The organism is Nocardioides hwasunensis (assembly GCF_014779665.1).
Taxonomy (GTDB): domain Bacteria; phylum Actinomycetota; class Actinomycetes; order Propionibacteriales; family Nocardioidaceae; genus Nocardioides; species Nocardioides hwasunensis.
The window spans coordinates 306,016-323,721 of the sequence record NZ_JACXYY010000001.1 but is presented as its reverse complement, the minus strand read 5'-3'; the positions used below and the strand labels follow the sequence as shown (position 1 = coordinate 323,721).

General features: G+C 71.4%; 21 protein-coding genes. 1 reads left to right on the top strand and 20 read right to left on the bottom strand.

The window, feature by feature from the left end:
* The 8 genes from rlmN to rpsB all read right to left on the bottom strand — a co-directional run bounded on the left by rlmN (window position 1) and on the right by rpsB (window position 6,910).
* Complete coding sequence (rlmN, locus tag IEZ25_RS01640; RefSeq protein WP_191197644.1) at window positions 1-1,134, bottom strand: 23S rRNA (adenine(2503)-C(2))-methyltransferase RlmN; 1,134 nt, start codon at window positions 1,132-1,134, stop codon at window positions 1-3.
* A gap of 49 nt (window positions 1,135-1,183) precedes the next feature.
* Window positions 1,184-1,531, bottom strand: a complete 348-nt coding sequence (locus IEZ25_RS01635; RefSeq protein WP_224748262.1) for a hypothetical protein — start codon at window positions 1,529-1,531, stop codon at window positions 1,184-1,186.
* Window positions 1,532-1,611: 80 nt separating this feature from the next.
* Window positions 1,612-2,394 (bottom strand): SDR family oxidoreductase, encoded by a 783-nt coding sequence (locus IEZ25_RS01630; protein WP_191197643.1) that lies wholly within the window; start codon window positions 2,392-2,394, stop codon window positions 1,612-1,614.
* Window positions 2,395-2,404: 10 nt separating this feature from the next.
* Window positions 2,405-3,301, bottom strand: coding sequence for a phosphatidate cytidylyltransferase (locus tag IEZ25_RS01625; RefSeq protein WP_191197642.1), 897 nt, complete (start codon window positions 3,299-3,301; stop codon window positions 2,405-2,407).
* 11 nt (window positions 3,302-3,312) lie between these two features.
* Window positions 3,313-3,867 (bottom strand): ribosome recycling factor, encoded by a 555-nt coding sequence (gene frr / locus IEZ25_RS01620; protein WP_318152025.1) that lies wholly within the window; start codon window positions 3,865-3,867, stop codon window positions 3,313-3,315.
* Window positions 3,868-3,919: 52 nt separating this feature from the next.
* Window positions 3,920-4,636, bottom strand: a complete 717-nt coding sequence (pyrH, locus tag IEZ25_RS01615; protein WP_191197640.1) for a UMP kinase — start codon at window positions 4,634-4,636, stop codon at window positions 3,920-3,922.
* 314 nt (window positions 4,637-4,950) lie between these two features.
* Window positions 4,951-5,763, bottom strand: coding sequence for a translation elongation factor Ts (tsf, locus tag IEZ25_RS01610; protein WP_191197639.1), 813 nt, complete (start codon window positions 5,761-5,763; stop codon window positions 4,951-4,953).
* 115 nt (window positions 5,764-5,878) lie between these two features.
* Entirely contained in the window at window positions 5,879-6,910 is a 1,032-nt protein-coding gene (rpsB, locus tag IEZ25_RS01605; protein ID WP_191197638.1) for a 30S ribosomal protein S2, read from the bottom strand.
* 470 nt (window positions 6,911-7,380) lie between these two features.
* On the opposite strand from rpsB, the gene IEZ25_RS01600 reads away from it, so the two are divergent.
* Window positions 7,381-7,968, top strand: coding sequence for a M23 family metallopeptidase (locus tag IEZ25_RS01600; RefSeq protein ID WP_191197637.1), 588 nt, complete (start codon window positions 7,381-7,383; stop codon window positions 7,966-7,968).
* Window positions 7,969-8,120: 152 nt separating this feature from the next.
* Here IEZ25_RS01600 and IEZ25_RS01595 read toward each other — a convergent pair whose 3' ends face one another.
* The 12 genes from IEZ25_RS01595 to rpsP all read right to left on the bottom strand — a co-directional run bounded on the left by IEZ25_RS01595 (window position 8,121) and on the right by rpsP (window position 17,677).
* Complete coding sequence (locus tag IEZ25_RS01595; protein ID WP_191198092.1) at window positions 8,121-9,020, bottom strand: tyrosine recombinase XerC; 900 nt, start codon at window positions 9,018-9,020, stop codon at window positions 8,121-8,123.
* 98 nt (window positions 9,021-9,118) lie between these two features.
* Window positions 9,119-10,255: a DNA-processing protein DprA gene (dprA, locus tag IEZ25_RS01590; RefSeq protein WP_191197636.1), complete on the bottom strand. Its 1,137-nt coding sequence runs from the start codon at window positions 10,253-10,255 to the stop codon at window positions 9,119-9,121.
* Window positions 10,252-11,853 (bottom strand): YifB family Mg chelatase-like AAA ATPase, encoded by a 1,602-nt coding sequence (locus IEZ25_RS01585; protein WP_191197635.1) that lies wholly within the window; start codon window positions 11,851-11,853, stop codon window positions 10,252-10,254. The genes dprA and IEZ25_RS01585 overlap by 4 nt, the downstream gene beginning before the upstream one ends.
* Window positions 11,853-12,254 (bottom strand): YraN family protein, encoded by a 402-nt coding sequence (locus IEZ25_RS01580; protein WP_191197634.1) that lies wholly within the window; start codon window positions 12,252-12,254, stop codon window positions 11,853-11,855. The genes IEZ25_RS01585 and IEZ25_RS01580 overlap by 1 nt, the downstream gene beginning before the upstream one ends.
* A 134-nt stretch (window positions 12,255-12,388) precedes the next feature.
* The gene (locus IEZ25_RS01575; protein ID WP_191197633.1) at window positions 12,389-12,697 is read right to left on the bottom strand and encodes a DUF2469 domain-containing protein; all 309 of its coding nucleotides are present in this window, start codon (window positions 12,695-12,697) and stop codon (window positions 12,389-12,391) included.
* A complete protein-coding gene (locus tag IEZ25_RS01570; RefSeq protein ID WP_191197632.1) occupies window positions 12,694-13,404 on the bottom strand; it encodes a ribonuclease HII in 711 nt (236 codons plus the stop codon). Before IEZ25_RS01570 ends, IEZ25_RS01575 begins: the two co-directional genes overlap by 4 nt.
* Window positions 13,405-13,433: 29 nt before the next feature.
* Window positions 13,434-14,183, bottom strand: coding sequence for a signal peptidase I (gene lepB, locus IEZ25_RS01565; RefSeq protein ID WP_318151982.1), 750 nt, complete (start codon window positions 14,181-14,183; stop codon window positions 13,434-13,436).
* 157 nt (window positions 14,184-14,340) lie between these two features.
* Window positions 14,341-14,691: a 50S ribosomal protein L19 gene (gene rplS, locus IEZ25_RS01560; protein WP_191197630.1), complete on the bottom strand. Its 351-nt coding sequence runs from the start codon at window positions 14,689-14,691 to the stop codon at window positions 14,341-14,343.
* A gap of 193 nt (window positions 14,692-14,884) precedes the next feature.
* A complete protein-coding gene (gene trmD, locus IEZ25_RS22060; RefSeq protein ID WP_191197629.1) occupies window positions 14,885-16,075 on the bottom strand; it encodes a tRNA (guanosine(37)-N1)-methyltransferase TrmD in 1,191 nt (396 codons plus the stop codon).
* A complete protein-coding gene (gene rimM / locus IEZ25_RS01550; protein ID WP_318151981.1) occupies window positions 16,072-16,650 on the bottom strand; it encodes a ribosome maturation factor RimM in 579 nt (192 codons plus the stop codon). Before rimM ends, trmD begins: the two co-directional genes overlap by 4 nt.
* 251 nt (window positions 16,651-16,901) lie before the next feature.
* Window positions 16,902-17,144, bottom strand: coding sequence for an RNA-binding protein (locus IEZ25_RS01545; RefSeq protein ID WP_191198090.1), 243 nt, complete (start codon window positions 17,142-17,144; stop codon window positions 16,902-16,904).
* Between the two features lie 5 nt (window positions 17,145-17,149).
* Window positions 17,150-17,677: a 30S ribosomal protein S16 gene (gene rpsP, locus IEZ25_RS01540; protein WP_191197628.1), complete on the bottom strand. Its 528-nt coding sequence runs from the start codon at window positions 17,675-17,677 to the stop codon at window positions 17,150-17,152.
* Window positions 17,678-17,706 lie beyond the last annotated feature (29 nt).

Here is a 17,706-nt window from a genome sequence, read left to right as displayed (position 1 = left end):
CTACTCCTTGGCGGCGAGCTGACCGCAGGCGCCGTCGATCTCACGGCCGCGGGTGTCGCGGACCGTGGTCGGGATGCCCTTGGCCTCGAGCCGACGGACGAACTCGCGCTCGTCGGCCGGGTCGGAGGCGGTCCACTTCGAGCCCTCGATCGGGTTCAGCGGGATCAGGTTGACGTGCACCCACCCCCAGTCGCCGTAGGAGTTGAGGACGTCGGCCAACAGGTCGGCGCGGTGCGCCTGGTCGTTGATGCCGCGCATCATGGCGTACTCGATGGAGACGCGACGCTTGGTCTTGGCGGCGTAGTTCCACGCGGCCTCGACGGTCTCGGCGACCGAGAAGCGGGTGTTGATCGGGACCAGCTCGTTGCGCAGCTCGTCGTCAGGCGCGTGCAGGCTGAGCGCGAGCGTCACCGGGATGCCCTCGTCGGCGAGCTGGTTGATCCGCGGCACCAGGCCGACCGTGGAGACGGTGATCCCGCGGGCGCTCATCCCGAGGCCGGCCGGCGAGGGATCGGTGAGGCGGCGTACGGCACCGATGACGGCCTTGTAGTTGGCGAGCGGCTCGCCCATGCCCATGAAGACCACGTTGGACACGCGTCCCGGGCCGCCGGGGACCTCGCCGCGGGCCATCGAGCGCGCGCCGGCGACGACCTGCTCGACGATCTCGGCGGTCGACATGTTGCGCTCGAGGCCACCCATGCCGGTGGCGCAGAACGGGCAGGCCATGCCGCAGCCGGCCTGGCTGGAGACACAGACGGTCGCCCGATCGGGGTAGCGCATCAGCACCGACTCGACGAGTGCCCCGTCGAAGAGCTTCCAGAGCGTCTTGCGGGTGGTGCCCTTGTCGGCCTCCATGGTGCGCAGCGGCGTCATCAGGTCGGGCAGCAGAGCCGCGACCAGGTCGTCGCGCTGGGCGGCCGGGAGGTCGGTCATCTCGGCCGGGTCGTCGACGAGCCGCCCGAAGTAGTGCATGGACAGCTGCTTGGCGCGGAAGCCCTGCAGCCCCATGTCCTCGAGCAGCGCCTTGCGGCCCGCCTCGTCGAGGTCGGCGAGGTGCGCGGGCGGCTTCTTGCGCCCCCGCGGCTCCTTCATGACGAGCGGGAGGGTCTTGATGGGCTCAACAGTCTCGGACATCGCTGCGAGTCTCCCATCCCGGGCGCTGCCGGGGCGATTCAGCGCCGGGTCAGGTGCCCGCCATGAAGTAGAGCACCAGCGAGGCCACGCCGAGCGTGGCGAGCGCGGTGACGACCATGCCGATGAACATGAACTGCGCGAACCGCCGGGTCTTGCGCTTGACCAGCATCGTGATCGGCAGCACGAGGGCGATCAGCACGAGCGGGAAGAGGCTGCTGGCGGTCTCGTAGCTGAAGAGCAGCCGCAGGATTCCGATGAACGCCCCGGGCAGGGCGGTGACGAACAGCATGCCGGCGAAGAACCCGGTGATGCCGGCGAAGGTGGGGTGGCTGTGGTGCCACCACTCGAAGTGCTGCTTCTCCGGCCGCTCCACCTGCTGGGCCTCGTCCGTCTCCACGCCTCCAGACTAGGTGCTCGGAGCGGCTGCGCGCGGCGAGGCACGCGGTGACACGGATTTCCGCGCACACGCACGGAGGGTCACAGGAACTCCCGCGCACCGCGCAGGCGCGTGGAGAGCACCTGTGCGGCGAGGGTCGAGTCGAGGCGTACGTCGACGGGACCCGGGACGGCGAGCGCGACGCGGCTGGTCGGGCGCAGCGTCTCGGGATCGAGGCCGTCGCGCCGCGCGATCAGGCGGCCGAGCTCGTAGCGGCTCATGCCGTCGGCGCCCGCGACGTGCAGGACGCCGCGGACGTCGTTGCCGGCCAGCTCCACCAGGGCCTCGGCGAGATCGACCACGTGGACCGGGCACCGTCGCTCGTCCTCGAACAGGCCGCCGTCGGCCCCGGCTGCGAGCGAGCGGACCAGGCGCTCGTGGGGCGAATCACTGTCGCCGAGGATCAGCGAGGTGCGCGCCACCACCGCGGCCGGGCACGCGGCGAGGACGGCGCGCTCGGCGACGACCTTCGCCTCCCCGTAGGGCGAGACGGGATCGGTGGGAGCGGTCTCGGGATACGGCTGGTCGGCGCCGCCGAAGACGACGTCGCTGGACACCAGGACCATCCGGGCGCCGTGGGCCGCCGCCGCCGCGGCGACGTGCGCCGATCCTGTCGCGGTGACCTCCGGGTCCGCCTGGACGTAGGCCGTGTGCACGAGCGCGTCGGGGCGGAGCCGCTCGACCAGGGCGTCCACCGCCGCGCGGTCGCGTACGTCGGCGTCCGCAGACCCGACCGCCAGCACGTCGTGGCGCGCGGCCGCGGCCACCCGGACGACATGACGACCGAGGTAGCCGGTCCGACCACCCGTGACGAGCAGACGCATCGCGAGGCGCTCAGTAGACCAGGTAGTGGAGGATCAGCCAGATGGGCGCGATGGTGGCGAGCAGCGAGTCGAGCCGGTCCATCAGGCCGCCGTGGCCCGGGATCACCTGGCTCATGTCCTTGATGCCGAGGTCGCGCTTGATGACCGACTCGCAGAGGTCGCCGAGCGTGGCCATCGCCGCCGTGATGAGGCCGAGCAGCAGGCCGACCCACCAGTCGCCGCCGAGGAACGCGGTCACCAGCCACACCCCCACCGCGACGCAGGCGACGGCCGAGCCCGCGAATCCCTCCCACGACTTCTTCGGCGAGATGACCGGGGCCATCGGGTGCTTGCCGAAGAGGACACCGGCGACGTAGCCCCCGGTGTCGGAGGCGACCGTGATGGCGATGAAGGTGATGATGCCCCGCACGCCCAGGTCGTCCAGGTCGAAGCCGAGGGCGGGGCTGGTTCCTCCCTCGCCGAGCAGCAGCGCGACGAACGACCCGAGGAAGGGGACGTACACGAGGGTGAAGACCGCCGCGGTCGCGTTCTTGACGTAGCCGTCGACCCCCCGGCGCAGCAGCCAGAGCATGATCACCAGCGCGGTGACGGCGGTGGCGGTGACCAGGGCGGGCGCGCCCCAGAAGTAGGCGACGACCACCATGACGGCCCCTCCGAGCATGAGCGGCTGCTCGGGGATGTCGATGTCCTTGGCGCCCAGGCCCTTGTGCAGCTCCCAGATCGCCACGACCACCGCCGCCACGACGATGACCATGAACGCGGTCTTCCAGAAGAAGAGCGACAGCAGGATCGCGCCGATGAGCACGACCGCCGACCCGATGGCAGCAGGCAGGTCACGTCCGGCCCGACCGTGGTCCTTCGGCGGCGCGGTCGTGGGATCGGGCGCCGGCGGTTCGGATGTCGTCATGGGGGCAGCGCTCAGACCTCGAGCAGCTCGGCTTCCTTGTGCTTGAGCAGCTCGTCGATCTTGTCGGTGTGGCTCTTGGTGGATGCGTCGAGCCGCTTCTCGGCGCCCGTGACGTCGTCCTTGCCGACCTCGCCGTCCTTCTCGAGCTTCTCGAGGGCCTGCTTGGCGGTGCGGCGCACGTTGCGCACCGAGACGCGACCGTCCTCGGCCTTGCCCTTGGCGAGCTTGATGTACTCCTTGCGCCGCTCCTCGGTCAGGGCCGGGAAGACGCAGCGCAGCACACGGCCGTCGTTGGAGGGGTTCACCCCGAGGTCGGAGTCGCGGATCGAGCGCTCGATCGCGCCCATCGCGCCGAGGTCGAACGGCGCGATCAGGATGGTTTGCGCATCCTGGGAGGTGAAGCTCGCCAGCTGCTGCAGCGGGGTCTGGGTGCCGTAGTAGTCGGCCGTGATCTTCGCGAACATGGCCGGGTTGGCGCGGCCGGCGCGGATCGCGGCGAACTCCTCGCGGGTGGCCTCGACGGACTTGTCCATCTTGGCGTCGGCATCGTTCAGGACGTCGTTGATCACGGTGGCTCTCTCTCGTCGTACGTCGGGTGCGGGGCGGTCGTCGGCCCGGTCAGGCCGAGCTGCTCACCAGCGTGCCAATCTTCTCACCCCGCACGGCGCGCCCGATGTTGCCGGGGGTGGAGAGGTTGAAGAAGACCATGTCCATCCGGTTGTCACGGGCCATGGCGATGCCGGTGGCGTCGGCGACCTTGAGGTCACGCGCGAGGTACTCGTCGTAGGTCAGCTCGTCGAACTTGACCGCCGCCGGGTTCGACTTGGGGTCGGAGTCGTAGACGCCGTCCACGCCCTGCTTGCCCATGAGGATGACCTCGCAGCGGGTCTCGAGCGCGCGCTGCGCGGCGACCGTGTCGGTCGAGAAGAACGGCATCCCGGCGCCCGCGCCGAAGATCACGACGCGGCCCTTCTCCATGTGCCGGATCGCGCGCCGCGGGATGTAGGGCTCGGCGACCTGTCCCATGGTGATCGCGGTCTGCACCCGGGTCTCGACCCCGTGCTTCTCGATCAGGTCCTGGAGCGCCAGGCAGTTCATCACCGTGCCGAGCATGCCCATGTAGTCGGCTCGCGCGCGCTCCATGCCGCGCTGCTGCAGCTCGGCGCCGCGGAAGAAGTTGCCACCGCCGACGACGATGGCGATCTGGACGCCGGCCTTGGCGACGTCGGCCACCTCGGCCGCCAGGGCGTTGATGACGTCGAGGTCGAGCCCCACCTCTCCCCCGCCGAACACTTCACCCGAGAGCTTGAGGAGGACACGGTCGTAGGCCGTCACTGACGATCCCTTCACACGGCTGGGTGGGTCAGACGAAACCTACCGGCCGACGGCTCGCCGGTCGAACCCGCGTCCCCCACGCGGCGGTGCGTGCGGAGGGATTCACACCCTCGGCACGAGGGTCGGTGGAGCACCGCCCGAGATGCGAGCGGGGCCCGTACGCCGATGCGTACGGGCCCCGTCGATGCGCGGGTGGAGCGTGCGTCAGGTGTCCTGACGTGTCGGAGTGCGTGCGAGGCAAGGCGGAGGAGGGAAGGCGGGGCGGGTTTCCCCGTCGACCGACGACAACGCTGCCGCGTGCGTGCTCCGGTGCGTCAGGCGCCGACCTCGAAGCGGGCGAAGCGGGTGACCGTGGTGCCGGCGGCGTCCAGGACGGCCTTGACCGACTTCTTGGACTCGGTGACCGACTCCTGCTCGAGCAGGACGATCTCCTTGTAGAAGCCACCGAGGCGACCCTCGACGATCTTCGCGATCGCCTGCTCGGGCTTGCCCTCCTCACGGGTCTTCTGCTCCGCGATCGAGCGCTCGGACTCGACGACCTCGGCGGGGACCTCGTCGCGGGTGAGGTACTGGGCCTTCATCGCGGCGATCTGCATGGCAGCGGCGCGCGCGGCGGCCTCGTCACCCTCGAACTCGACGAGCACGCCGACGGCCGGCGGCAGGTCGGCGGCACGCTTGTGCATGTAGGTCACGGTGGTGCCGTCGAAGTAGGCGACCTCACCCAGCTCGATCTTCTCGCCGATGGTGATCGCCAGGTCCTGCACCACCTCGCCGACGGTCTTGCCGTCGAGCTCAGCGGCCTTCAGGGCGTCGGTGTCGGCGGCCTTGACCGTGTTGGCGACCTCGGCGATCTGCTGCGCCTTGGCGATGAAGTCCTCGTTCTTGGCGACGAAGTCGGTCTCGCTCTTGAGCTCGACCAGCGCGTTGCCGGCGGTGGCGACGAGGCCGGCAGCGGTCTCGCGCTCGGCACCGCGGGCGGCGGCCTTGGCCGCACCCTTGACGCGAAGCAGCTCGACGGCCTTGTCGAAGTCGCCGTCCGTCTCGGTCAGCGCCTTCTTGCAGTCCATCATCCCGGCCTGGGTCAGCTCACGGAGCTTCTTGACGTCGGCAGCGGTGAAGTTGGCCATGGTCCTTCTTCCTCGAGTTCGGGGTGCCCGCTCCCTGCGGGGGCGTCGGGCGAGTGGGTGGGGGACGACACGTACGCCGGTCACGGGCGGTGGCCCGTGACCGGCGTGCGGGCAATCAGTCCTGCTTGGCGGCCTCGGCCTCGGCGGGCACCTCGGCAGCAGCGTCGTCGGCAGGCGCCTCGGCGTCGGCAGGGGCCGCGGGGGCCGCCTCAGCGTCGGCAGGGGCCTCGGCAGCAGCGTCCTCGGCGGGGGCCTCGGTCGCGGCGTCGGCAGCGGCGTCGGCCTGCGGGGCCTCGGACGCGGCACCGGTGGCCTCGGAGGCCGGGGTCTCGGCGGCGGCGTCGCCGGTGGCGGCCGCAGCGGTCTTCTCGGCGTCACCGGCGAGGAGCTCGCGCTCCCACTCGGCGAGGGGCTCCTCGGCACCGACGGACTCACCGGCGTCGCCGGCCTTCGCGCCGGACCGGGCGATGAGGCCCTCGGCGACGGCGTCGGCGACCACGCGGGTCAGCAGGCCGACCGCGCGGATGGCGTCGTCGTTGCCCGGGATCGGGAAGTCGACGAGGTCGGGGTCGCAGTTGGAGTCGAGGATGCCGATGATCGGGATCCGCAGCTTGCGGGCCTCCTCGACGGCGAGGTGCTCCTTGTTGGTGTCGACGATCCACACCGCGGAGGGGACCTTGGTCATCTCGCGGATGCCGCCCAGGGTCTTCTCGAGCTTGGTGTGCTCCCGCTTCATCTGCAGGAGCTCCTTCTTGGTGCGACCCGAGCCGGCCACCGTCTCGAAGTCGACGTCGTCGAGCTCCTTGAGACGGTTGATCCGCTGGTGCACGGTCTGGAAGTTGGTGAGCATGCCACCGAGCCAGCGCTGGTTGACGTAGGGCATGCCGACGCGGGTGGCCTGCTCGGCGATGGCCTCCTGCGCCTGCTTCTTGGTGCCGACGAACATCACGACACCGCCCTTGGCGACGGTCTCCTTCACGAAGGCGAAGGACCGGTCGATGTAGGCGAGCGACTGCTGCAGGTCGATGATGTAGATGCCGTTGCGCTCGGTCATGATGAAGCGCTTCATCTTGGGGTTCCACCGACGGGTCTGGTGACCGAAGTGGACGCCGCTCTCGAGCAGCTGGCGCATGGTGACGACTGCCATGGGATCTCCTGTTGTTGCGGAGGCCCACTCCTCGACGGCGCAGTGCCGATGTGCGCGACCTTGGGACAGGCCGTGCCGGGAGCGTGACTCCTGTTGTTTTCAGTTGCTGCGCCCGACGGGTGCCGGGAGCCCTGACGCTCACACGCCGACCCGATCCGCACCCGCTCCGATCGACCTGGAGCTGGTGGGAACTGAGGGACGACGTCCACGGTCGGTGCGGAACCAGGGATGCGTTCCGCCGCGGTCGGTGGGCGTGCGAAGTCAGTCCGTGAGGACTGCTCCGCACATCGTAGGCCAGAGACCCGCGCCGGGCGAATCGCCGGACGCCGCCGGGCTGAGCGTGGGCTGAGCGTGGCCAACGCCTCCGCGGCACGGCCACCAACCGTCCCCGGACCGGCTCCGCGGGCCCTCCTCCACAGGCCCGGCCGGTCGGGCTGGCGGTCGGGTCGGCGACCGGTCAGTCTCGGGCGATGAGAGCCCGCCTCGTCCCTGCTCTGCTCACCCTGGTCGTCCTGCTCCCGGCGCCCGTGCACGCGGGTCCGGACGAGCCGCGCGGGGTGTGGCCCCTCAGTCCCGAGCCCGAGGTCGTGCACGGCTTCGAGCCGCCACCGAACCCGTACGCCGCCGGCCATCGCGGTGCCGACCTGGCGGGATCACCGGGTCAGGCCGTGCGGACGGCACTGCCCGGCACGGTGGCCTTCGCCGGCGCGATCGGCGGCAAGCCGGTCGTCACGGTGCGCCACGATGGTCGGCGGACGACCTACGAGCCCGTCGTCGCCTCGGTCGAGCGCGGGCAGCAGGTGTCCGCGGGCGACGTGCTCGGTCGTCTCGTCGTCCCCCACAGCCACTGCTTCCCGGCGGCGTGCCTGCACTGGGGACTGATCGAGGGCACCGGGGACGACGAGACGTACGTCGACCCGCTGACGCTCGTCGGCGGTGGTCCGATCAGGTTGCTGCCGCTGTGGCGCGACGCCCCGACGAGCACACGTCGGCCGTGGACAACCCGCTGGGCTCCCCCGATCGAGCTGTGGCGGCGTCCGGTGGACTGGGCCGCCTGAGCGACCGGTCCGATCAGGGGCTGACGACTCCGGCGGGAACGTCATGGGCGCTGGTCGGCCGGACGACCGATCGCCATGACGCTGTGGACGTACGTCATGTCGGCCGGTCGCGGGCACGACCGCCGGCCATGACGTCCCGGACGTGTCTGCGCTCAGGCGCGTGGGTGGGCCTGCTGATAGGCCCGGCGCAGGCGGTCCGTGGTGACGTGGGTGTAGAGCTGCGTCGTCGCGAGCGAGGCATGGCCCAGGAGCTCCTGGACCGAGCGCAGGTCAGCGCCGCCCTCGAGCAGGTGCGTCGCGGCGGTGTGGCGCAGGCCGTGGGGACCGATGTCGGGCGCGCCGGGTACGTCGGCGACGCGGCGGTGCACGAGGTCGCGGACCGCGCGCTGGTCGATGCGACGCCCGCGCACGCCGAGGAAGAGCGCGGCGCCGGACCCCTCGACCCGCAGGGCCGGTCGCCCTGTGGCGAGCCACCGGTCGATGGCCCGGCCGGCAGGCGTGCCGTAGGGGACCGACCGCTCCTTGCGTCCCTTGCCGAAGACCCGCACGACGCGGCGCCCGTCGTCGACGTCGTCGATGTCGAGGCCGACCAGCTCGCCCACCCGGATGCCGGAGGCGTAGAGCAGCTCGAGCATCGCGACGTCGCGCAGGCCCACCGGGGTGCCGTCGTCGGCGCGCTCGGCGGCCGCCCGGATCAGCGACTCGGCCTCGTCGGCGCGGAGCACGGGCGGCAGCGTCTTGTGCTTCTTGGGCGACCCCAGCGCGGCGCCCGGGTCGGTCGGCAGCCGGCCCGTGCGGTGGAGCCACGCGGTGAACACCCGTGCGGCGGTGGCGCGACGGGCGATCGTGGTCCTGCTGCGCCCCGTCGTCTGCATCCGGGCCAGCCAGCTCCGCAGCGCGCGCAGGTCGAGGTCGGTGACGTCGTCGAGCCCCAGCCGTGTGCAGTGGTCGAGCAGCCCGGAGACGTCGCCCAGGTAGGCCCGCACGGTGTGGGGTGTGAGGTCGCGCTCGGAGACGAGGTGGCGCTCGTAGTCGCCCAGCAGCCGGACCATCGACTCGGGCAGGCCGGGCTCCTCCGGCTCCTCGGCCGCCGGCTGACCCGTGGTCTCCTGCTCGCTCACGCTCCGAGCCTAGGCGGGCCGGGGCGGCCTCACACGTCAGGCGCGAGCCGCCATCCCTCGTCGGTGAGTCGGACGAACCTCTTGTCGCGCAACCGCCGCAACGTGCTGGTCGCGTCGCGGACGTGCATCGAGGCGAGCCGTGCGATCGAGTCCGCGCCGACGGACGCACTGACCGGCACCCACTCCAGGACGTGCTGCTCGACCTTCGTGAGGGAGTCGCGCGGCCGCTCCTCCCCGCGCGGCTCCTCCACCAGGTGCTCGCCTGCCTCGCCGATCAGCTCGAGCACCTCCGACCCGTGGGTGACCACGGTGCCCCTCCCCTGCCGGACCCAGTTGTTGACCCCTCGGGACGTGTAGCTCGTCACCGGGCCGGGGACGCACATCACCGGCCGGCTCAGCAGCTCGGCCCAGCCGGCGGTGTTCAGGGCTCCGCTGCGCAGGGCGGCCTCGACGACCACCGTGCCGCGGGTCAGGGCCGCGATCAGCCGGTTGCGGGCGAGGAAGCGCGGTCGTGTGGGTGCGGACCCCGACGGCTGCTCGGACACGACGGCGAACTCGGCCGCGAGGTGCTGCAGCAGCACACGGTTGGCCTCCGGGTAGACGCGGTCCACACCGCAGGCGAGCACCGCGACGGTGGCGCCGTGGGCGCCCAGCGTCGCGTCGTGGGCCTCGAAGTCGATGCCCAGCGCTCCACCGGACACGACCGGGATGCCGGACAGAGCCAGGTGCGAGGCCAGCATCCGGGTCATCTCCCTGCCGTAGACGGAGGACGACCGCGATCCCACGACGGCCACGGAGGTCTCGAGCTCGGTCAGGGGCATCGGCCCCTTGACCCAGATGCCCGGAGGGGTGCCACCGAAGGTGCCCTCCACCATCGCGTGGTCGAGGTCGTCGAGGCGCGTGGGCCACTCGGGGTCGCCGGGGACCAGGAACCGGATCCCGCACCGCGCGGCCTGCTCGAGGCACCGCACCGGGTCGACCTCGCGCAGCCGATCGGCGAGCCCACTGCCGGCCTTGGGGTCCAGCGATGCCTCCCGCGCCTTCTCGGCGCCCAGGTCGAGGATCATCGTCGAGGTGGTGCGGTCACCCGGCTCCACCGCGCAGCTCAGCGCGACCCGGGCGAGCCGCTCGGACTCGGTCACCGCGCCGGCCGTGGGCCCGGTCACGACGCAGCCACCGGGACGGCTCGGGTGGGAACGGGGCGGCTGGCGTCGTCGGAGCGAAGCGCCAGGGCGATGGCGGCCTCGGGCTCGCCAGGACGCGCGACACCCGCCAGGTCGGCCACCGTCCAGGCCAGCCGCTGGACCCGGGTGAGGCCCCGACGGGTCAGCCTGCCGTCGGAGAGCTCGACATCGATCGCATGCTGGCCGTCCGGTTCGAGTGGCCAGTGCTCCGCGAGCACCGGACCGGGACACGAGGCGTTCAGCAGCCACGGACAGTGGCGGAAGCGGCGCGCCTGTCGCTCCCGCGCGTCGGCCACGCGTGCCCGCACGTCGGCCGACGACTCCGGACCCGGCCCGAACGAGCCGCGCCGGCCGGCCTGGGAGCGGACCTCCATCCAGATGTCGACCCGGTCGAGGATCGGCCCGGTGAGCTTGCGGCGGTAGTGGACCCGCTGGACCTCCGAGCACTCGCACGCGCCGCCCGAGGTCCCGTGGAAGTTGCCGCACGGGCACGGGTTGGCCGCCAGCACCACCAGCGAGCGCGCCGGATAGGTCGCGGACTCGTCGCCGCGGGCGATCGACACCTCACCTGACTCGAGCGGTTGGCGCATCGCCTCGATGACGTCGGAGCGGAAGTGCGGGAACTCGTCGAGGAAGAGCACCCCGTGGTGGGCCAGGCTGACCTGCCCCGGGCGCACGCGACCCGTGCCCCCTCCCAGCACGCTGGCCGCGGTCGCGGAGTGGTGCGGGGCGAACCACGGTGGCCGGCGCAGCAGACCGCTGCCCTCCGGCAGGATGCCCGCGACCGAGTGGAGCGCGGTCACCTCCAGGGCCTGCTCGGTGCTCAGGTCGGGCAGGATCGTCGGGATCCGCTCGGCGATCGACGTCTTCCCCGTGCCACGCGGGCCGATGAGCATCAGGGGATGAGCGCCGGCCGCGGCGACCTCGACGGCGTAGCGGACGTCGTCCAGCCCGTCGAGGTCGCGCAGGTCGAGGTGGTCGAGCCGGTCGTCTCCACGCCACGTCGCGAGCGGACTCGCCGAGGGCGCTGCGACCGGGTCCGCCTCGGGGACCTCCACACCCCGCAGGACGGCCGCGACCTGCGCCAGCGAGCGCACACCGAACACGGTCATGCCCGGCACCAGAGCGGCCTCGGCCGCCTGCGGCTCCGGGACGAAGACCCGCTCGAGCCCGTGCGCCGCGGCGGCGATCACCATCGGCAGCACGCCGGGCACCGGACGCAGCCCACCCGACACCGACAGCTCCCCCACGAAGGCCCATCCCTCGAGGTGCTCGGGCAGGAGGTCCTGCTGCTGCTTGTCGGCGGCCAGCACGGCGACGGCGATGGCCAGGTCGTAGTGGGTGCCGCCCTTGGGGAGGTCGGCCGGAGCGAGCAGGATCGTGACCCGCTTGGTGGCCGGCCACCGGCCGCAGTCGTTGTTGATCGCCATCCGCACCCGGTCGCGGGCCTCGGAGAGTCCTTTGTCGACCCGTCCGATGATCGTGGTGGTGGGCAGGCCGGGTGACACGTCGACCTGCACGTCGATCACGTGCCCGTCAGCGCCCTTGAGCGCGAGCGACCGGGCGGTGGCGAAGGCCATCAGCCGATCCCCTCGACGTGCTCGACCTCGACCGGCCGTCCGGGTGGGGCCAGCACACCGACCAGGTCGATGCGGACGTCGTCGACGTGGTGGTCGTGCGCGCGCAGCCACCGGGCCCCCAGTCGTCGCAGCCGATCGGCCTTGCGCCGGTCGACCGCCTCCAGCGGTGCGCCGTAGTCGGTCGAGGAGCGGGTCTTGACCTCGCAGATGACCAGCACCCGCCCGTCGCGGAGGACGAGGTCGATCTCGCCGGCGTCACAGCGCCAGTTGCGGTCGAGCACGACCATGCCGCGACCCACCAGGTGGCGCGCGGCGATCGTCTCACCGCGCTCACCGAGCAGGCGCTTGCGCGCCGCCGCGGGGTCGGGGACGAAGGGGTGGGCGGGTGCCGGTCGAGCCATCGTGGTCGCCTTCCGGGTGCTGGATCGGGAAGGCACCAGCACATCGCGGCGCACCGACGACGCCGGCGAGGTCGGCGTACGGGCTGTGGACAGGCAGCGCAAAGGGCGGCCTGTGGACGGTTCGTGGCCCGGGATCAGTCCTTGAGCGGATCGATCTCCGCCGACGCGAGCTCCTCGACGTTCACGTCCTTAAAGGTCAGCACCTTCACGTTCTTGGCGAACCGGGCGGGGCGGTACATGTCCCACACCCACGCGTCGGTCATCGACACCTCGAAGAAGACGTCGCCGCTCTCGGAGCGGGCCTTCACGTCGACCTGGTTGCAGAGGTAGAAGCGGCGGTCGGTCTCCACGACGTACTTGAAGATGCCGACCACGTCGCGGTACTCGCGGTAGAGCGTGAGCTCCATCTCGGTCTCGTACTTCTCGAGATCCTCGGCGCTCATGCGTCCTCCTCCATGCTGTCGAGTCCGGTGCCGGTCTGCTCGGTGCCGACACTAGTGGCCCGGTCCTCGACGGGCTCGAGGCCCGCCGCGCGGCGCACGTTGACGAACCGCATCCGGTGCACGGGCGAGGGGCCGTGCTCGGCCAGGGCCGCCTCGTGGACGTCGGTGATGTAGCCCTTGTGGGTCCGGAAGTCGTACGCCGGCCACTCCTCGTGGAGGCCGACCATCAGCCGGTCGCGCGTCACCTTGGCGATGACGGAGGCCGCGGCGATGCAGGCGGCGACCCGGTCGCCCTTCCACACCGCGAGCCCGGGCACGCCGAGCCCGTCGACGGGGAAGCCGTCGGTGAGGACGTAGGACGGCCGGGTCCCGAGCCGCGCGACCGCGCGGCGCAGCGCCTCGACGTTGGCGACGTGCATGCCGAGCCGGTCGCACTCCTCGTTGTCGACCACGACGACCGACCACGCGAGTGCCCGCCGCACGACCTGGGCGTAGACGCGCTCGCGCGCGGCCTCCGTGAGCAGCTTGCTGTCGGCCAGCCCCGGGACGATGCCGGCCTTGCCGGACGGCAACACGACCGCCCCGGCGACCAGGGGCCCGGCGCAGGCGCCACGTCCCGCCTCGTCGACACCGGCGATCGGGTCGAGCCCGGCCCGGCGCAGGGCGCGCTCGTAGCCGTAGATCCCGGCGTCACGGCGTACGGTCACGCCGCCCGGCACAGGTTGGGGCGGAAGCGTCACGACGGGTCCGGGATGTCCTCGAACACGTCGGGGCGGGTGTTCCAGCGGAACCGGTCGGCGGGCCACAGGAGCACGAAGACCTTGCCGACCACGAGGTCGGCCGGCACGAACTCCTCCCCGGGCACGCACTCGGTCTCGTCGGGGCGGCACATCTTCTGCGACGAGTCGGCCGAGCGCGAGCGGTTGTCACCCATCACGAAGATGTGGCCCGCAGGGATCGGTCCGGTCTTCCAGTCCTCGTCGCAGGCGCCGTTGGTGGGCATCGGCCCGTCGCACGTCGCGCCGCCGCGGCGCACGAACGCGCTCTCGTCGATCGGCTCGCCGTTGACGATCAGCCGCCCCTGGTCGTCGCAGCACTCGATGGTGTCGCCGGCGACACCGATCACGCGCTTCACGAGGTGGCCACCGGTCGGATACAGGCCGATCTTGGCCATCACCTGGGCGACGGGGTTGGTGGGGCCGGCCGAGTCCTCGGGAGGCAGCCAGCCACCGGGATCCTTGAAGACCACGACGTCGCCGCGCTCGGGCTCCCCGCCGCCCCAGTAGGAGACCTTCTGGATGAGGATCCGGTCGTTGAGGATCAGGCCCGGCTCCATCGACTCCGAGGGGATGTAGAAGGCCTGGACGAAGAACGTCTTGATCACGACGGCGAGCACCAGGGCCACCGCCAGCAGCAGGATGGTCTCCTGCCACAGCGGGAGCTGCTTGCGCTTGGGCTTGGTCCTCGTCTTCGTCGAGCCGCTCACCGGGTCGTCCACCGGCTCCCCGGAAATGGAAGACCGCGGTTCCTCGCCCGGTGAAATGGACGAAGAACCGCGGTCATCTGAAGTCACCCGCAGAGACTAACCAGTCCCTGGTCGAGCCCGTGCCACAAGGGCCGAGGTCGCGACGATCCGGTGGGGATCAGGCCTCGCGGCGCTCCTTGATCTTGGCTGCCTTGCCGCGCAGGTTGCGCAGGTAGTAGAGCTTGGCGCGGCGGACGTCACCGCGGGTCACGACCTCGATCTGCTCGAAGATCGGAGAGTTGATCGGGAAGGTGCGCTCGACGCCGACGCCGAAGGAGACCTTGCGGACGGTGAAGGTGCGACCGATGCCCGAACCGTGGATCCGGATCACGACGCCCTGGAAGATCTGGACACGCGAGCGGCTGCCCTCGATGACCTTCACGTGGACCTTCACGGTGTCACCGGCGCGGAAGGCCGGGACGTCGTCGCGCTTGTGGACGTTGCCGAGTTCGGCGATCAGGTTGGTCATGATGTTGCTCCTCGCGAGTGCCACAGGTCAGCCGCGGACATAGTGGTGGTGTCTGTCGGTGCTCGACCCGACCGGCCGGCGCGCCCCCTGTGGCAGGTGCGGTTCGGCGGGACCCCGGGGCGGTGCATCGGTGATGCGTCCGGGCGACCCTGGTCACGAGCAGACCAAGGGTGAAGTCTGCCAGAGCGGGTCGTCAGCGTGAAATCCGCTGTCCCGCGCGCTTGGTGAGCACCACCGCTCCCGGAGGCGCCTGCCGGTCGGGCCGCATCCGGAAGCCTGCCTTCTTGTACATCCGCTGGTTGTCCAGCGACCCGGCGCCGGTGAAGAGGACGTAGGTCGCCACGTCCGGTGGCGCGAGGTCCTGGACGAGCTCGAGGAGGGCGCGACCGAGGCCGCGGCCCTGGAGGTCCGGAGCCACCATGACGCGACCGATGTCCCACTCACCGGCCGGGTCCACGTGGGTGTCCAGGCGACCACGGACGGCCCCGACGAGGCGCCCGGAGGACGGCTCGCGCACGACCCTCACGGTCCACTCCCCCAGCCCGCGGCGTACGTCGTCGAGCGACTCGTCCAGCGCCGGGATGACCACCCCGGGGTTGGCCTGGAGCTCCTGCAGCCAGCACGCGCGTTGCAGCGTGTAGAGCTCGCCGGCGTCGGCGGGCACCGCCGGGCGTACGTCGAACCCGTCGAGGCCGCGGCCCACGCCGGTCGTCGGCAGCAGGTCGGGTCGGCGCTCGGCGGTGCGGCGCTCGGCCTGCTCGCGACGCCAGGTCGCGATCCGGCGGTGGTCGCCCGAGAGCAGGACGTCGGGGACGTCGCGGCCCTGCCAGGAGGCGGGCTTGGTGTAGACGGGGTACTCGAGCAGGCCGTCGGCGTGCGACTCCTCGACGAGCGACTCGGCGTTGCCCATGAAGCCCGGCAGCAGGCGGACGACCGCCTCGGTGATCGCGAGCGCGGCGACCTCGCCGCCGTTGAGGACGTAGTCGCCGAGGCTGATCTCCCGGACCGTCCCCAGCGTCGCGGCGTGCTCGATGACGCGTTGGTCGATGCCCTCGTAGCGACCGCACGCGAAGACCAGGTGCTGGTGGCCGCTGAGCTCCTCGGCCACCTGCTGGGTGAAGGGCTCCCCGCTGGGTGTCGTGAACACGATCGTGGCGCCTCGTGCCACCGCCTCCAGCGCCTGGCCCCAGGGCTCGGGCTTCATCACCATGCCAGCGCCGCCGCCGTACGGCGTGTCGTCGACCGTGTGGTGGCGGTCGGTCGTCCACTGGCGCAGGTCGTGCACCGCGACGTCGAGGAGTCCCTTGTCGCGCGCCTTGCCGGTGAGGCTGAGCCCCAGCGGGGCGAGGTAGTCGGGGAAGATCGAGACGACGTCGATCCTCACGAGGAGACCTCGGGCACGTCCTCCGGGAACGGCGTGACCAGCCCGGGACGGTCCGCGACCACCAGCCGGCCGCCCTCGAGGTCGACCTCCGGCACCAGCGCGGCCACGAAGGGCACCAGCGCGTCACGACCGTCGGTGGTGCGGACGGTGAGGAGGTCCTGCGCCGAACCGTGCACGAGCGCCTTCACCGTGCCGAGAGCCGTGCCGTCGAGATCGACCACCGCCAGCCCGACGAGCTGATGGTCGTAGTACTCCTCGGGGTCGTCGGGCACCTCGTCGTGGGCGATCGTGGCGTGCAGGACGGTGCCGCGGACCGCCTCGGCCGCGTTGCGGTCGCCGAGCTCCTCGAAGGTGACCAGCAGCGTGCTCTGGTGCCACCGGGCGCGCGCGACGGTGAGGGTCGTGGGGCGACGGTCGGCGCCGGCCGGGGCCTGCGCACGCAACGTCGTGCCCGGGGCGAAGCGCCGATCCGGCTCGTCGGTGCGTACGTCGAGGGTGACCTCGCCGCGGATGCCGTGCGGCTTGCCGATGCGGCCGACCACGACCTCGATGCCAGCCGGTTCCAGTGCGCTCACCGGGCCAGACTAGAGGGGCCGGGACGCGCACTCGGCGTTGAGTCTCTCGGCGACTCAACGCTTGGGGTCGCCGGCACTGGGCCATGAGTCTCTCGGAGACTCAACGCCGAGAGTGGCGGCGGACGACATCGAGATCAGGGCTACGGATGTCGCGCGCCGCCACCCTCGCGGCAGAACCGAGCGCCGACCGGCGAACGCACGACGGGCGCCACCCCAGAGGGGTGACGCCCGTCGTGATGATGAAGCAGGTGCTATCGACGCCGATCGGTGTCCACGAAGTCGACCCGCGCGCCGCCCTTGCCCGCGAGGGCGGAGACGACGGTGCGGAACGCGGTGGCCGTGCGGCCGTTGCGACCGATCACCTTGCCGAGGTCGTCGGGGTGGACCCGGACCTCGAGGATCGAGCCGCGACGCAGCTGCTTGTCGCGGACCACGACGTCGTCGGGGTGGTCGACGATGCCGCGCACCAGGTGCTCGAGAGCGTCGGCGAGCACGTCGCTCACGCCTCGCTCTTGCCGGCGTCCTCGGCGGTCACGGTCTCGGCAGCCTCGGCGGCCTCGGCAGCGACCTCAGGGGTCTCGTCGGCAGGAACCGCGGCAGGCGCCTCGGACTTCTCGGCGGCAGGCTCCTCGGTCTTCTTCTCGGCCTTCTTCTTGGTGGTCGTCGCCGAGCCCTTGGGCTCGGAGGCGGCCTCCTTGAGGGCCTCGTTGAAGATGTCGAGCTTGGAGCGCTTCTCCTCCTTGACCTTCAAGGTGCCCTCGGTGCCCGACTGGCCCTTGAACTTCTGCCAGTCACCGGTCACCTTAAGGATCGCCTCGACGGCCTCGGAGGGCTGCGCACCCACGCCGAGCCAGTACTGCGCCCGGTCGGAGACGACGTCGATGAGCGACGGCTCCTCCTTCGGGTGGTACTTGCCGATCTCCTCGAGGACCTTGCCGTCGCGCTTCTTGCGCGAGTCGACGACGACGATGCGGTACTGCGGCACCCGGATCTTGCCCAGGCGCTTCAAGCGAATCTTGACGGCCACGTTTGTGGTGTCTCCTCAGAAATTGTCGT

Excerpts from the sequence above, each read along its gene's own strand:
- rplS (WP_191197630.1), bottom strand. The coding sequence starts at position 14,691 with ATGACCAACCTGATCGCCGAACTCGGCAACGTCCACAAGCGCGACGAC.
- IEZ25_RS01585 (WP_191197635.1), bottom strand. The coding sequence starts at position 11,853 with ATGGCCTTCGCCACCGCCCGGTCGCTCGCGCTCAAGGGCGCTGACGGG.
- rpsB (WP_191197638.1), bottom strand. The coding sequence starts at position 6,910 with ATGGCAGTCGTCACCATGCGCCAGCTGCTCGAGAGCGGCGTCCACTTC.
- IEZ25_RS01625 (WP_191197642.1), bottom strand. The coding sequence starts at position 3,301 with ATGACGACATCCGAACCGCCGGCGCCCGATCCCACGACCGCGCCGCCG.
- IEZ25_RS01600 (WP_191197637.1), top strand. The coding sequence starts at position 7,381 with ATGAGAGCCCGCCTCGTCCCTGCTCTGCTCACCCTGGTCGTCCTGCTC.
- IEZ25_RS01575 (WP_191197633.1), bottom strand. The coding sequence starts at position 12,697 with ATGAGCGCCGAGGATCTCGAGAAGTACGAGACCGAGATGGAGCTCACG.
- rlmN (WP_191197644.1), bottom strand. The coding sequence starts at position 1,134 with ATGTCCGAGACTGTTGAGCCCATCAAGACCCTCCCGCTCGTCATGAAG.
- IEZ25_RS01580 (WP_191197634.1), bottom strand. The coding sequence starts at position 12,254 with ATGGCTCGACCGGCACCCGCCCACCCCTTCGTCCCCGACCCCGCGGCG.
- tsf (WP_191197639.1), bottom strand. The coding sequence starts at position 5,763 with ATGGCCAACTTCACCGCTGCCGACGTCAAGAAGCTCCGTGAGCTGACC.
- IEZ25_RS01630 (WP_191197643.1), bottom strand. The coding sequence starts at position 2,394 with ATGCGTCTGCTCGTCACGGGTGGTCGGACCGGCTACCTCGGTCGTCAT.
- IEZ25_RS01595 (WP_191198092.1), bottom strand. The coding sequence starts at position 9,020 with ATGGTCCGGCTGCTGGGCGACTACGAGCGCCACCTCGTCTCCGAGCGC.